The 14,632-nt window shown below is 42.1% G+C and carries 14 protein-coding genes and 1 pseudogene; 12 read left to right on the top strand and 3 right to left on the bottom strand.

All coding sequences use genetic code 11. From position 1 onward, the window contains the following. The first annotated feature begins 55 nt into the window (after positions 1–55). The 6 genes from cdaA (at position 56) to AC4HAJ_RS04435 (ending at position 5,624) form a co-directional block, all read left to right on the top strand. Positions 56–913, top strand: a complete 858-nt coding sequence (cdaA, locus tag AC4HAJ_RS04410) for a diadenylate cyclase CdaA (protein WP_491078948.1) — start codon at positions 56–58, stop codon at positions 911–913. After that, on the top strand, positions 903–1,892 hold the full coding sequence (locus AC4HAJ_RS04415) for a CdaR family protein (protein WP_491078949.1): 990 nt from the start codon (positions 903–905) through the stop codon (positions 1,890–1,892). Before cdaA ends, AC4HAJ_RS04415 begins: the two co-directional genes overlap by 11 nt. Before the next feature lie 49 nt (positions 1,893–1,941). Continuing rightward, entirely contained in the window at positions 1,942–3,297 is a 1,356-nt protein-coding gene (gene glmM, locus AC4HAJ_RS04420) for a phosphoglucosamine mutase (protein ID WP_491078950.1), read from the top strand. 379 nt (positions 3,298–3,676) lie between these two features. Beyond that, the gene (locus AC4HAJ_RS04425) at positions 3,677–3,805 is read left to right on the top strand and encodes a DUF4044 domain-containing protein (RefSeq protein ID WP_491078951.1); all 129 of its coding nucleotides are present in this window, start codon (positions 3,677–3,679) and stop codon (positions 3,803–3,805) included. 314 nt (positions 3,806–4,119) lie between these two features. Further along, on the top strand, positions 4,120–5,433 hold the full coding sequence (gene obgE, locus AC4HAJ_RS04430) for a GTPase ObgE (protein WP_491078952.1): 1,314 nt from the start codon (positions 4,120–4,122) through the stop codon (positions 5,431–5,433). 23 nt (positions 5,434–5,456) lie between these two features. Next, positions 5,457–5,624 (top strand): hypothetical protein, encoded by a 168-nt coding sequence (locus tag AC4HAJ_RS04435; RefSeq protein ID WP_491078953.1) that lies wholly within the window; start codon positions 5,457–5,459, stop codon positions 5,622–5,624. Between the two features lie 236 nt (positions 5,625–5,860). Here AC4HAJ_RS04435 and AC4HAJ_RS04440 read toward each other — a convergent pair whose 3' ends face one another. Together AC4HAJ_RS04440 and AC4HAJ_RS04445 are read right to left on the bottom strand one after the other, a co-directional pair. Next, positions 5,861–6,601: an amino acid ABC transporter ATP-binding protein gene (locus AC4HAJ_RS04440; RefSeq protein ID WP_491078954.1), complete on the bottom strand. Its 741-nt coding sequence runs from the start codon at positions 6,599–6,601 to the stop codon at positions 5,861–5,863. After that, positions 6,601–8,796: an ABC transporter substrate-binding protein/permease gene (locus tag AC4HAJ_RS04445; RefSeq protein ID WP_491078955.1), complete on the bottom strand. Its 2,196-nt coding sequence runs from the start codon at positions 8,794–8,796 to the stop codon at positions 6,601–6,603. The genes AC4HAJ_RS04440 and AC4HAJ_RS04445 overlap by 1 nt, the downstream gene beginning before the upstream one ends. A gap of 292 nt (positions 8,797–9,088) precedes the next feature. Here AC4HAJ_RS04445 and AC4HAJ_RS04450 point away from each other — a divergent pair, with 292 nt between their 5' ends. From AC4HAJ_RS04450 to AC4HAJ_RS04465, 4 genes and pseudogenes are all read left to right on the top strand, one after another. Beyond that, positions 9,089–9,622: a hypothetical protein gene (locus AC4HAJ_RS04450; protein WP_491078956.1), complete on the top strand. Its 534-nt coding sequence runs from the start codon at positions 9,089–9,091 to the stop codon at positions 9,620–9,622. Positions 9,623–9,631: 9 nt separating this feature from the next. Beyond that, on the top strand, positions 9,632–11,623 hold the full coding sequence (gene uvrB / locus AC4HAJ_RS04455; RefSeq protein WP_491078957.1) for an excinuclease ABC subunit UvrB: 1,992 nt from the start codon (positions 9,632–9,634) through the stop codon (positions 11,621–11,623). Between the two features lie 12 nt (positions 11,624–11,635). Next, positions 11,636–12,061, top strand: a complete 426-nt coding sequence (locus AC4HAJ_RS04460) for a hypothetical protein (RefSeq protein ID WP_491078958.1) — start codon at positions 11,636–11,638, stop codon at positions 12,059–12,061. Between the two features lie 24 nt (positions 12,062–12,085). Beyond that, positions 12,086–12,166: pseudogene (locus tag AC4HAJ_RS04465) on the top strand (UvrB/UvrC motif-containing protein); the annotation flags it as partial. Positions 12,167–12,235: 69 nt separating this feature from the next. Here the strand turns inward: AC4HAJ_RS04465 and AC4HAJ_RS04470 are convergent. After that, positions 12,236–12,838 carry a class I SAM-dependent methyltransferase gene (locus AC4HAJ_RS04470; RefSeq protein ID WP_491078959.1) on the bottom strand — a complete coding sequence of 201 codons (603 nt, stop codon included), beginning with the start codon at positions 12,836–12,838 and terminating at the stop codon, positions 12,236–12,238. A 160-nt stretch (positions 12,839–12,998) separates the two neighbouring features. Between AC4HAJ_RS04470 and AC4HAJ_RS04475 the strand changes: the two genes are divergently transcribed. After that, the gene (locus tag AC4HAJ_RS04475; RefSeq protein ID WP_491078969.1) at positions 12,999–13,466 is read left to right on the top strand and encodes an 8-oxo-dGTP diphosphatase; all 468 of its coding nucleotides are present in this window, start codon (positions 12,999–13,001) and stop codon (positions 13,464–13,466) included. 90 nt (positions 13,467–13,556) lie between these two features. Continuing rightward, positions 13,557–14,375, top strand: coding sequence for a transporter substrate-binding domain-containing protein (locus AC4HAJ_RS04480; RefSeq protein WP_491078960.1), 819 nt, complete (start codon positions 13,557–13,559; stop codon positions 14,373–14,375). Positions 14,376–14,632: the final 257 nt, after the last annotated feature.

Genomic DNA, 14,632 nt, shown 5'->3' on the forward strand with positions numbered 1-14,632 from the left:
CATGCTATAATAGTAAGGATGATTTCAACAGTTTATTCTAATAAGAGAGGGAGTTATGAATAGTCTCATTAATGTTGATCCAGAGTTCTGGCAATCGGTCTTTTCCAGTCCATGGGCTCTAGTGGTCAATATCTTAGATGTTGCCATTGTTGCCTATTTGATTTATAAGTTTATCAATGCTTTGGCTGGAACCAAGGTCATGTCTTTAGTCCAGGGAGTTATCCTATTTGTCTTACTGCGCTTTCTGGCACAAGCGATTGGGCTGACAACTGTTAGTTACTTGATGAATCAAGTTATTACTTATGGAGTTATTGCAGCAGTAGTTATTTTCACTCCCGAGATCCGTACGGGGTTGGAAAAGTTTGGGCGTGCTCCTCAGACCTTTATCCAAACCTCTAATTTGACTGAGGAAGAACAGGTCATCGATGCCTTGATGAAGGCTGTTGCCTACATGAGTCCACGTAAGATCGGAGCCTTGATCGCTATTGAGGGAACTCAAACATTGCAGGAGTATATCTCAACGGGGATTCAATTGGATGCAGATATATCCAGCCAGCTCTTAATTAATATTTTTATTCCCAATACACCGTTACACGATGGAGCTGTGATTATTAGAGGCAATAAGATTGCGACAGCTTGCTCTTACCTACCATTGACAGAGTCAGCTAGCATCTCTAAAGAGTTTGGAACGCGCCATCGTGCCGCTATTGGCTTGTCGGAGAACTCAGATTCATTAACCTTGGTTGTTTCCGAAGAGACAGGTGGTCTTTCTGTGACCTACCGTGGAGAGTTCCTACATGATTTGTCTAAAGAAGAGCTTGAAAGCTTTTTACGTGACAATCTCATACAATCACAACCTCAGCGACCTTCTCTTCTTAAGCGTCTGAGAGGAGGGCACTCAGGTGATAAGTAAATGGTTTAAACATTACTCTCTCAGAAGAAAAATAAGAAGACGTTTGGTTACCGCTCTTTTTTCAGTATTTCTAGCTACGCTTGTCTTTTTAACGGTAACAACCGGCGAAGGAAATACAAGAGGAATCACAAATGGCAGTCGTTCCTCTACTTACAGTCATACCTTAAAAAATATTCCTATTAGCTTTGAATATGATAGTAAAAAATACTATATTTCTGGTTATGCTAGCAATGTTAGCGTGCAATTATCATCTTCAAACAGGATTAATTTAACCACTGAATTGGATGCTTCGACTAGAAATATTCAAGTGGTAGCCGATCTCAGCAATGTTGCAGAAGGGACCTCAAATGTAGAGCTGGATGTTCACAACCTACCTTCTGGTATGACAGCTAAGGTTATTCCAAGAACAGTGAGTGTCACCATAGGTAAGCGCAAAACTAAGAATTTTAATGTTCAAGCTGATATTGAAACAAAACAGTTACAAAAGGGCTATAGCCTAGGATCTGCCACTGTATCACTGGATAAGGTGGCAGTGACCAGTAACGAGGATACAATCACACGCATTGACCACATCAGAGCTAGTTTACCTGACGATATTTCCCCTTTAACGAAAGATTATCAAGGGGAGGTTAATTTAGAAGCTGTTGATAAAAAAGGCAATGTCCTGCCTGCAACGATTGAGAAACAAACAGCCAACCTTAAAGTGAACGTTACCTCATCAACTAAGAAGGTTCCAGTCAAGATCAAGTTCACTGGTCAGATGGATCCGTCTGTAGCTTCTATCGACTATAGTCTAGGTACCTCAAAGGTCACCCTTAGAGGAAAGAAGAAAGATCTGGATAAGATTAAGTCGGTGACGGCTACAATAGATATTGCACAAATTACTAAAAATACGACAAAAACAGTTTCACTATCTTCAGGTGATAATCTTGTCACTCCAGGTAGAGTAAAGGTCACCTTTAAAGTAAAAAAACATTAGTAGTATTTTGATAGAAGAATGGAGGAAAGTGCCCAGCACTAAGACTATTATGGGAAAATATTTTGGAACAGACGGCGTTCGTGGAGAAGCAAATGTAGAACTGACACCAGAATTGGCCTTTAAACTGGGGCGATTTGGCGGCTATGTCCTTAGCCAGCATGAGATAGAACGTCCTCGAGTATTTGTAGCCAGGGATACCCGTATTTCTGGTGAGATGCTGGAATTTGCTTTAGTAGCAGGCTTGCTCTCAGTAGGTATCGAAGTTTACAATCTTGGTGTCTTAGCAACTCCTGGCGTTTCTTACTTGGTTCGCACTGAAAAAGCTAGTGCGGGTGTCATGATTTCAGCTAGCCATAATCCTGCTCAGGATAATGGGATTAAGTTCTTTGGAAGTGATGGCTTTAAACTAGATGATGCGCGTGAAGAAGAGATAGAAGCTCTTTTGGAAGCTCCGGAAGATACCCTGCCACGTCCGTCAGCCCAAGGGATTGGGACTGTTGTTGATTATCCCGAAGGACTGCGCAAGTACGAGAAATTTTTAGTAGAGACTGGCACAGATCTTGAAGGAATGAAAATTGCTTTGGATACTGCTAATGGGGCTGCCTCCGTCTCAGCCAGAGATGTTTTTCTCGACTTGAACGCAGATATCACAGTGATCGGTGAAAGTCCCAATGGTCTCAACATTAATGATGGCTGTGGCTCTACCCATCCTGAGCAACTACAAGAGACGGTCAAAGAGGTTGGTGCCGATCTTGGTTTAGCTTTTGATGGTGATAGTGACCGTCTGATTGCTGTTGATGAAAATGGTGCTATCGTTGATGGTGATCGTATTATGTTTATCATTGGTAAGTATTTATCTGAGCAAGGGAAACTTGCCCACAATACAATCGTGACCACTGTCATGTCTAACTTGGCCTTCCATAAGGCTCTCGATCAGCAAAATATTAATAAAGTAGTGACAGCTGTTGGGGATCGCTACGTTGTTGAAGAAATGAGAAAGAGCGGCTATAATTTGGGAGGAGAGCAGTCAGGACATGTAGTCATCATGGATTACAATACGACAGGTGACGGTCAGTTGACTGGAGTACAGCTTGCTAAAATACTTAAGGAAACTGGTAAAACCTTGTCAGAACTAGCATCTGAAGTGACTATCTACCCTCAAAAACTAGTTAATATCCGTGTGGATAACACTATGAAGTCTAAAGCTATGGATGTCCCTGAAATCGCTGCAATTATTGAAAAGATGGAAAAGGAAATGGCTGGTAACGGTCGTATCTTGGTTCGTCCAAGTGGAACAGAGCCCTTGCTTCGTGTAATGGCAGAGGCGCCTACCCAAGAATTGGTTGATTATTATGTGGACACTATTGCAGAAGTTGTCCGTCAAAAAATCGGTATAGAGCCATAAGTCGTCAAGAGAGTATATCCCAAAATAAGGATATCCAACCCCTGCGCCTAGTCAGTAAAATTGTCTAAATAAATAAGGCTGAGAACTTTTGTCTCAGCCTCTTTTATAAGCAAAAGATTCAAAAAGCTAGACCCCTATCTACAAAGAGTGACAGCTCTCAAAAAAAGGTCAAGTAATCCAGTCATATGACTACGATTGAAAGGAAATAGACGAAGGGATGATGACATGACAAACAAGCTATTCGAATTTCTCCTGTTTTTAAATATACTTCTCTACTTTCTAAAAATCTGCACCCCATACTCTATCTAGGTAAGTCTTGCGCATTCCCCTTAATCATGGTAATATAAGTTATAATATCACTAATTGAGAGGAAGAGATTATGGCATTTGGAGATAATGGGCCACGTAAGAAGACAGGTTTTGAACACCTAACGCGCTTTGTTATGCTGATTATGATCATTGTAACGGTAGTTGCTATTGTTTTGGGAGCGCTGGCTGCTATTTTCTAATGTAAAGGCTGGGACAGAGGTGTTCTGGCCTTAAATTTTGTATGGGGTCAATAGGGGTAGAGATGTAGGATAGTGATGAGATTCTCTATGCTTTGCTGAAAAGTTGAACATAGAATTGGTCTAATGAGCCAGTAAAGTTAATCCGATAGATTAAGGTTGAACATGGAAAGAGTAAGAGGGCGGATTCAGCTCTTTTTCGCTGAGTGATACTCAAATAGCCTGCTCGGATGACGTACTGCTAGAGATTATGGGGAGCAGAGTCGGCTATCTGTCTTACTCTTTTTTTAGAATTTACAAGATAGGAACTAGTTTGAATGAGTATGTTTTTGGATACAGCTAAGATCAGCGTCAAAGCTGGTCGTGGCGGAGATGGTATGGTGGCCTTTCGCCGTGAGAAATATGTCCCTAATGGTGGACCATGGGGCGGTGATGGCGGCAAGGGTGGCTCAGTCATCTTCAAGGTCGATGAGGGCTTGCGCACTCTGATGGATTTTCGTTATAATCGTAAGTTCAAGGCTAAAAATGGTGAGAAGGGGATGACTAAGGGCATGCACGGACGTGGGGCCGAAGACCTGATTGTCGCTATTCCACCCGGTACAACAGTGCGAGATGCTGAAACTGGCAAGATTCTAACTGATTTAGTTGAGAATGGTCAAGAATTCGTGGTCGCTAAAGGCGGTCGCGGTGGCCGTGGGAATATTCGCTTTGCAACACCACGCAATCCGGCACCGGAAATCTCTGAAAATGGGGAACCAGGCGAAGAACGTGAGTTGCAGTTAGAGCTGAAGATTTTAGCAGATGTAGGACTGGTTGGCTTCCCGTCAGTCGGGAAATCTACCTTGCTTAGTGTCGTAACCGCAGCTAAGCCCAAAATAGGAGCTTATCACTTTACAACCATTGTACCCAATCTTGGGATGGTACGTACCAAATCGGGTGAGAGCTTTGCTATGGCGGATCTGCCTGGTCTTATTGAGGGGGCCAGTCAAGGTGTTGGGCTTGGAACTCAGTTCCTCCGTCACATTGAGCGCACCCGTGTTATCCTGCATGTGATCGATATGTCTGCTTCTGAAGGACGTGATCCTTATGAAGATTACCTTTCTATCAATAATGAATTGGAAACCTATAATCTTCGTCTCATGGAGCGTCCGCAGATTATTGTGGCAAACAAGATGGATATGCCTGAGGCGCAGGACAATCTCAAGAGTTTTAAGGAAAAACTCGCCGCTAATTATGATGAATTTGAAGAGCTACCGATGATCTTCCCAATCTCAAGCTTGGCGCATCAGGGCTTGGAAAATTTATTAGAAGCGACGGCAGAGCTACTCGATCAAACGGATGAGTTCTTGCTCTACAGCGAAGAAGATATGGAACAAGAGGAAGCCTACTATGGCTTTGATGCTGACGAACAGCCATTTGAAATCTCACGTGACGATGATGCAACCTGGGTCTTGTCTGGGGCTAAACTGGAAAAACTCTTTGTCATGACTAACTTAGAGCGTGACGAATCTCTGATGAAATTCGCTCGCCAACTGCGGGGAATGGGAGTTGACCAGGCCCTACGTGATCGTGGTGCTAAAGATGGTGACCTCGTCCGTATTGGAAATTTTGAATTTGAGTTTGTAGATTAAACTTTTAATGATAGAGGTATGCTATGGGAGATAAACCAATATCCTTTAAAGACAAAGATGGTAACTTTGTGTCAGCAGCCGATGTTTGGAATGCTGAAAAGTTAGAAGAGCTTTTCAATACCCTCAATCCTAAGCGTAAAGAGCGTTTAGAAAGAGAGAAAAAAGAAGCTCAAGAAGCAACAAAAAATTGAGAGTGGGACGAAATCAGTAAATCGTGATGAAATCACGGTTTACTGATTTTTTTTTCGCTCTTTTATCTTTCTAGGCGATATCCCTGAAACACTCTGGTGGACTGTTTCAGGTACTTGTTAATCTAGTAAACCTACATAATACCAACGAAACTGGATTTTTGTATCAGATTCGTTTCTCATTGGCTAAAAAAATACCCTCGCTAACAACAAGTTAACGGAAGGGTATAGAAATGAGATTAGGCATTCAACACCTTGTCTAAAAATTCTTTAAGGCGGGGATGCTGAGGATTATCAAAGATTTGCTCTGGGGAACCGTCTTCGAGGAACTGCCCACCATCGGTAAAGATAACTCGGTTGGCTACCTGACGGGCAAAGCCCATTTCGTGAGTAACGATCAACATGGTCATTCCCTGTTGAGCGAGATCCTTCATAACGTTGAGAACATCACCGACCATTTCAGGATCCAATGCTGATGTGGGTTCATCAAAGAGCATGATGTCAGGGTTCATAGCGAGGCTGCGAGCAATCGCAACACGCTGCTTTTGACCACCGGAGAGACTTTCAGGACTAACATCACGCTTGTCCGCTAACCCAACTTTCTCCAGCAGATCCATGCCTACTTGCTCTGCCTTTGATTTATCCATCTTACCTAACTCGATAGGTGCGAAGGTAATATTGTCTAGAACAGACATGTGTGGGAAAAGGTTGAAGTGCTGAAATACCATTCCGATATTTTCTCGTGCCTTATCCACATTGGTTTTAGGATCCGAAAGCTCATAGCCATCGACAATAACACGTCCACTCGTGATAGTTTCTAAGAGGTTCAGGGTGCGAAGGAAAGTTGATTTACCAGAGCCTGAAGGACCAATAATACAAACAACATCCCCTTCGTGGAATTGAGCGTCGATGCCTTTTAGGACCTCATTGTCACCGTAGGACTTATGAAGATCCTGAACATCAATTTTTAATTCTGCCATTATTTCAACTTCCTTTCTAAGCGCTTAGCCAAACGTGTTAATAGGGTGATAATCACTAGATAGATAATACCAAGAATGGCGTACATACGGAAGGATTGGTAGTTGCGGGCAATAATAATCTTACCAGTTTGGAAAAGTTCAACTAAGCCGATCGCAGAAACGATGGTTGTATCCTTAAGTGAAATGACAAATTGATTGATAAAGTTTGGCAACATCAGACGGATAGCCTGTGGAAGAATAACCCGACGCATAGACGTTCCATAGGAGATTCCCAAGCTTCGACTAGCCTCCATCTGTCCCTTAGGAACAGCTTCGATACCGCCCCGCACAATCTCAGCAATATAGGCACCACCATTGAGCGAGAGGGCGATAGTAGCTGCTAAGAAATCATTGATAGGTGATTGCTTACCGGTAATGGATTCAATCAGGTTAGGAATTCCCCAGTAGATGAAAGCTGCTACAATCATCAAAGGAATACCACGGACAACATCAACGAAGATTTGAGAGATTAATCTGAGAGTCTTACTTGGAGCAACTGCCATCATACCAAAGATAACCCCGATGACCATAGCAATAGCAAAGGAAAGTAGGGTCAGGGCAATAGTAATCCAGAGCCCTTGCAGTAATTGCTCGTGGTTGTTTTTGATCAGCCCCCAAATGCTTGTCTCATCTGCAGCATCAGTGTTGGCAGTCTTATTAGACCCTAAGTATTTGTTGATGATCTTGTCGTATTCACCAGTTTTGACCAAATGAGCAAGACCATTGTTGAACATTTGGATTAATTCAGGGTTGGAACCACGCTTAACAGCAAATCCAAGATCCCCAGATTTTTCACCTGCAATAGGTGTTTTAAATTTACGCCCCTGAGAGATGGCATATTTTAGGACTGCTTCATCATCCATAATAGCGTCCACAGTACCGCTGTTAAGGCTATCATACAGGGTAGAACCATCATCGAAAGCACGGACCTTAAAGCCGTATTTGTCGTCGTTAGCGCTCAACCATTCATAAGAAGAGGTTCCCTTCTTAGCACCGACAGTTTTATTCTTGAGGTCTTCATATTTGCTGACCTGAGAATTTGATGCAACAGCGACAATAATCTTTGAGGTGTAGTAAGCATCTGAAAAATCGAATTGCTTTTTACGTTCATCCGTTATGGACATACCAGCAATCATAGCATCTGCTTGACTGGTTTGAACAGCATTAAGTGCAGCATCAAAGCCAGGATATTGTAATTTAACCTTAAAGCCTTGTTGTTTAGCAATAGCTTGAATGAGTTCGACATCTATACCAGTGTAAGCATCATTGCCTTTTTGAAACTCAAACGGTGCAAAAGATGAATCTAATACGATAGTATAGGTATCTTTAACAGACTTAGCCTTGGCATCAGCCTTTCCGGTCAATTTTAGCTGGGCAGAAGGGGTTGTTGAATTTTCATTGACAGAATCTCCCAGCCATTTCTTCATGATCTTATCGTAAGTACCGTCTTTTTTCATAGCGGCTAGAGCCTTATTGAAATCATCGACTAAGTATTCTTTATCACTGCCTTTTTTGACCCCAAAGGCAAAGCTACCAACAGCTTCACCCTCCATATTCATTTCATAATTTTTACCTTGCTTGATAGCGTATTGGACGACAGGTTTATCATCCATAGCAGCATAGACATTACCCTGATCAAGGCTATTGTTCATCAAATCGCTGGTATCAAAGGTTTTGACGGTGTAACCGTATTCAGAAGCATGTTCGTTTAGCCAAGCCTGTGCGGCCGTTCCATTTTTGACCCCAACAGTCTTTCCTTTCAGCTGCTGATAATCACTGACACTGTCTTCTCCCTTTTTGGTATAGATGACGACAGCTGTGTCATAGTAGGTATCTGAGAAGGTCAATTCTTTTTTCCGAGCTTCTGTGACGGTCGTCCCTGCCATTAGACCGTCAGATTGCCCAGATAAGACCGCATTCATAGCAGCATCAAAGCCAGGGTAGGTTTGCTTATAGTCCCAGCCAGATCGCTTAGCAACTTCGGTGATAATATCAACATCAATCCCCTTATATTTGTGGTCAGTGTCCATAAATTCAAATGGGGCATAAGCGGTATCCGATACGATCGAAATCTTATCAGCTGCTTCAACCTTACCACTGAAAATAAAGAAGACTGATAAGACACTCGCTGTAAGTGCCAGCAGTTTGTTCTTCATATTTTTCTCCTTATAATAATGTAAGATACGACCCTATTTTACCAAAAAAAGGTAGCAGGTTCAAATTTTTTAGAGATCTATGTAAGAAAATATAACATGGGCTTCTAAAAAATAATGTTGCAAGTAGAATGTGATGACAAACGAAGCATTTGAATTGTGATAAAATAGATAGAAGTAACAGTGGGAGAATGTGATGACAATAAGATATAGCTTATGGAAGACCCTAACGGTCATAGTGTTATGTGGACCATTCGGCCTTTTCTGGTTAATGCTGTTTTTAAGCGGGTTCTTTTTGACTGATTTTGATTGGTTAGAAAGACTGATTTATCTAGTATTTAATGGTGTTTTTGCTCTCGTAGCACTTTTACCTGCTATTCACTTTGGGATTAGTCTCTTTCAAGGACGAGTTGTGTTTCGTTTCGATGAGACGGCAGTCACCCGTTATTATGGTCTGTTTAGGAATAAGCGCTTGGTGATTCCTTATGACCTGATTGAAACGATCGGTCGACGAAATAAGACACTATCTCAAGAGTTCAGCGAAGAGTATGGAAACAGTGCCAACCGGATTTTCAAAAATACCCTAAAGGTGGCTAAAGTGGTAGATAATGAGTCACACTTATCTGCAGGCAGTGTGATGGAAAGTACCTATGCATATTTTTACCTTGTATTCAAGGAAGGAAATCAGGCAGTTTCTTATGCCAAACAATTTGGCTACAGAGGTAAGGGAAAGTTGGAAACAATCCAAAATACACGTATTGTGGATTTTAGGATCATTTTTGTAACCAAGTTTTCTACAGTTGAAATTATAGATTATATGAAAAAATAAGGAGTAAAGATGATTGAGCGTGTAACAGATAATCAATTTAAATTAGTCTCTAAGTATGAACCATCAGGAGACCAACCGCAAGCTATTGAACAATTAGTTGATAACATTGAGGGTGGCGAGAAGGCTCAAATCTTGCTAGGTGCAACAGGGACAGGTAAGACCTATACCATGAGCCAAGTCATCAGCAAGGTCAACAAGCCGACCCTGGTCATCGCTCATAACAAGACCTTAGCGGGTCAGCTCTATGGAGAATTTAAGGAGTTTTTCCCTGACAATGCTGTCGAGTACTTCGTCTCATATTATGATTACTATCAGCCAGAAGCCTATGTCCCTTCGTCTGATACCTATATCGAGAAGGATAGCTCGGTCAATGATGAAATTGATAAGCTTCGTCACTCAGCGACTTCAGCGCTGTTGGAGCGCAACGATGTTATCGTTGTAGCCTCTGTCAGCTGTATCTACGGTTTGGGGTCGCCAAAAGAATATTCGGATAGTGTGGTTAGCCTGCGTCCCGGTCAAGAAATCTCCCGTGACCAGCTTCTCAACGATTTGGTTGACATTCAATTTGAACGCAATGACATCGATTTCCAACGGGGGCGCTTCCGGGTTCGGGGTGACGTGGTTGAGGTCTTTCCAGCCAGCCGTGACCAACACGCCTTCAGAATTGAATTTTTTGGAGATGAGATCGACCGTATCCGTGAGATTGATGCTCTAACAGGTCATCATTTAGGTGAAGTGGATCATCTGGCAATTTTCCCAGCGACCCACTTTATGACCAATGAAGAACACATGGAAGTGGCTATCAGTAAAATTCAAGCTGAGCTTGAAGACCAGCTGCAGCTCTTTGAATCCGAAGGCAAGCTTCTGGAAGCTCAGCGTCTCAAACAGCGGACAGACTATGATATTGAGATGCTGCGTGAGATGGGTTACACCAATGGTGTCGAAAACTATTCTCGTCACATGGATGGGCGCAGTGAAGGGGAGCCACCTTATACCTTGCTGGATTTCTTTCCGGAAGATTTCCTCATCATGATTGATGAGAGCCACATGACTATGGGACAGATCAAGGGAATGTACAATGGTGACCGCTCCCGCAAGGAGATGCTGGTTAATTATGGTTTCCGACTGCCTAGTGCATTGGACAATCGTCCCTTACGTCGTGAGGAGTTTGAAAGCCATGTCCACCAGATTGTCTACGTGTCTGCCACTCCAGGTGACTATGAGATGGAGCAGACTGACACAGTAATTGAGCAGATTATTCGTCCGACCGGCTTGCTTGATCCAGAAGTCGAAGTGCGTCCTACTATGGGGCAGATGGATGATTTGTTAGGTGAAATCAATGACCGTGTCGAAAAGGGCGAGCGCACTTTCATCACAACTCTCACAAAGAAAATGGCAGAGGACTTGACCGACTATCTTAAAGAGATGGGAATTAAGGTTAAGTATATGCACAGCGACATTAAGACTCTGGAGCGAACGGAGATTATTCGTGATTTGCGCCTAGGAGTCTTTGATGTGCTCATTGGGATCAATCTCCTGCGTGAAGGAATCGATGTGCCTGAGGTCAGTTTGATTGCTATTTTGGACGCTGACAAGGAAGGCTTCTTGCGCAATGAACGCGGCCTCATCCAGACCATCGGTCGTGCTGCCCGTAATAGCCAGGGTCATGTTATCATGTATGCCGATACGGTGACAGAGTCTATGCAAAAAGCAATGGATGAAACCGCCCGTCGCCGACAAATTCAAATGGCCTACAATGAAGAGCACGGTATTGTTCCGCAAACGATCAAAAAGGAAATTAGGGACCTTATTGCTATTACTAAGACCAATGAAGAAACACAAGTAGCAGATGAGATGGATGTATCGACCATGTCCAAGAAAGAACGTCAAGAGGCCATCAAGAAGCTCCAAAAAGAGATGCAAGAAGCTGCTGAGCTGCTTGACTTTGAACTGGCCGCTCAGATTCGTGATATGGTATTAGAGCTGAAGGCCATGGATTAGGAGAGATGATTGATGCCAACAAAAACAATCAATAAAAGGATCAAATGGTTTTATATTATCGGATTTGGACTGTTGAGCATTTTTCTTATGGTGAGTTTCGTGTTAAATGGTCTAGGTATGACATGGAAACCAGATATTTGGTTGGTTTGGTTGCTCTTTGCACTATTATTTTTGGGGATGTTCACATTCCTATATAGAAAAGTGACATTGCATGCTTACCATGCCCTTTTAGTGCCCATTATGCTAGTCTTTCTATATTTCATCTTTTTATTGATTACATTTAAGGGTATTGGACCGTTTGAGCTATTATCTCGTGAAGAGGGAAACTATATTGTGGTGGAAAAAGGGTTTGGATTTGGTTCCTACGATGTTTATCACGAAAAAGTAAATTGTTATCTCATGAAAACTAAAGTGGAAAAGATCACCTATTCGGACTAAAAAATCTAGGTATTGGAAAACACGCAAAAGAAAGCTGAGCTGCTTGACTTTGAACTGACCGCTCAGATTCGTGATATGGTATTAGAGCTGAAGGCCATGGATTAAGGTAAGGAGATTGTCTGCTTTCCTATTGTCTATCTTTAAAAAGTAAAAAAACAGGGCTAATGCATAAGGCTAGCTCTGTTTTTTCTGGCAAATAAAACCGATATAAGATGGGGTATCTTTGACCGTAATTTCGGAAAAGCCCTGTTGGTTTAGTAGAGCAACAAAATCGTTTGGATCACTGTATGCGGGTAAATGATAATTGATTTTGTCCTTTTCGCTGCTGATAAGGAGTTGCCCGTCTTTTCTTAAAACACGTGCGCATTCTGCCAGACCTTCGGCGAGTTCATCCCAATAGATGTGGGGTTGTGTTGCCACAATGAGATCAAAACTTTGATCTGAAAAAGGGAGTTGAGCGACATCGGCTAGGCTGAGGTGGACCTGTCCATTTTGGATGAGTCGCCGATTCAGTTTGCTCGCTTGTTTATAGGCTTCATTAGACACATCAATACCATAAATATCGGCCTCTTTAGCTATCGATGCAAGGGTCTTGATATTACTCCCACCGCCAAAGCCAATATCAAGGATTCTAGGGCTTTGTGGTATAGTCGTTAAGCTCAGTGTCCAAAGACTCAGCTTTTGAAAGTAAGTTGACCAGATTTTAGTAAGGAGCCGACCGACCAGACCACTCGGCTGTTTCGACTGCCTAATCAAATAGGTGATAAGATAATTCATATTACTATTATATACTAAAATAATACCTCTTTCGCTAATTCAATGTAGCCAACATGTTAAATAATGAGAAAGATAGTTATCCAACTCAGCATTTTTGCATAATCTATGTGTTATAATAAAGCCTAAATAGATCACTGTGATGGAAAGGAAGCACTCTACCATACCTCGTGCGTCTCAAGTTATTTTAACCAATATGTGTCTGATTGAAGATGAGCATGACAATATTGTTATGCAAATTCGTGATCCCAAGCGTTATGCTTGGTCAGGAGCAGCATTACCGGGCGGCCATATTGAAACAGGGGAATCGCTGAATGACGCTGTCATTCGGGAAGTTTTAGAAGAAACTGGGCTCACTATCCATCGACCAAAACTAGTAGGAATGAAGGATTGGCACACAGATGAAGGAATGCGCTATCTCGTCTTTTTGTATAAAGCGCGTGGCTATGAAGGGGAGCTCAGATCCTCCCAAGAAGGAGAGGTCCTTTGGGTTAATCGAAAGGACCTCACTCGATTGACCTTAGCCTATGATATGCTAGAGCTCCTTCGAGTATTTGATGACGAAGAACTTTCTGAGTATTTTTACGACGAGAAAGTCAATGGTGAGTGGAAGGGTAAGTTCTTTTACTAAGGGATGAAAACTTGACAGGTGTATTTTTATAAGCTAAAATAGTATAAAAATAAAGGATAGGCCAGCTAAACAGCTTAATGGTGGATAACAATGTCTTTAAGAAAAAATTTTATAGTGCTAGTCGCTCTTGCCGTTTTACTGATCCTGGGTGCCTACGGTGTCTTTAATGGGTCTGATAAGAAAGCCGATAACTCTTTGAAGGATGTTCAATCTCGAGGGACCCTCATTATAGCAACTAGCCCAGATTTTGCTCCCTTTGAATACAAACAGCTGGTGGATGGTAAGGATCAAATTGCTGGTATCGATGTTGAAATTTCCAAAGAAATTGCTAAAGAACTTGGTGTTAAGCCCCATTTTCTCGGGGTCTCTTTCTCAAATGTACTGGGTAGTGTTGCTATCGGCAAAGCGGATTACGGCATTTCAGGTATTTCAATTACAGAAGATCGTAAAGACTCGTTTGAGTTTACAGAACCTTATTTTGAATCCAAAAATGTAGTAGTGGTTAGAAAAGCTGATCTTGGAAAATATACATCTGTAGATTCATTTGATGGGGTATCTGTTTCAGCCCAAAAAGGAACCATTCAAGAGGGTGTCCTTCAAGACCAGATCCCAAAAGCCTCTGCGGTATCATTGACACAAAATAGTGAAGGAATCAATGAGCTTGAGCATGGTCAGATCGAAGGGATCGTTATGGAGAACGCTATCGCAGAAGGATACGTTGCTAAGCACCCCGATTTAGTTGTTGCTAATATCACCTTGAAAAAAGTAGATGGCAGCTCTTATGCCATTGCGCTACCAAAGGGGTCTATTGCCTTACGTGATCGCATCAACACCATTATTACAAAATTGAAAAAAGACGGTAAGATTGATTACTTTGTCCAAAAAGTGAATGAAGAATCAGAAAAATAACCGTCGGAGAGCTGAAAAAAGAAGCCCCAATCAACTACTAAGATCTCCTAGCAATTAGGTCTAGCTTTCGCCCCCTACCATTTTGAAATTATCGAACAATACTAACGAGACTGGACTTTTGTCACAATTCTTTTCCCGCGTTGTAAAATGAAGTGCAACACAAAAGACATGTTCGTCTGATATACTAGAATCCTCCAACTCAGTATAGAAAGCAGATGAACATGTCCACTAATTATTCTACCAAAAAGTCGCGTTAT

Source organism: Streptococcus sp. ALY_211 (genome assembly GCF_058314555.1).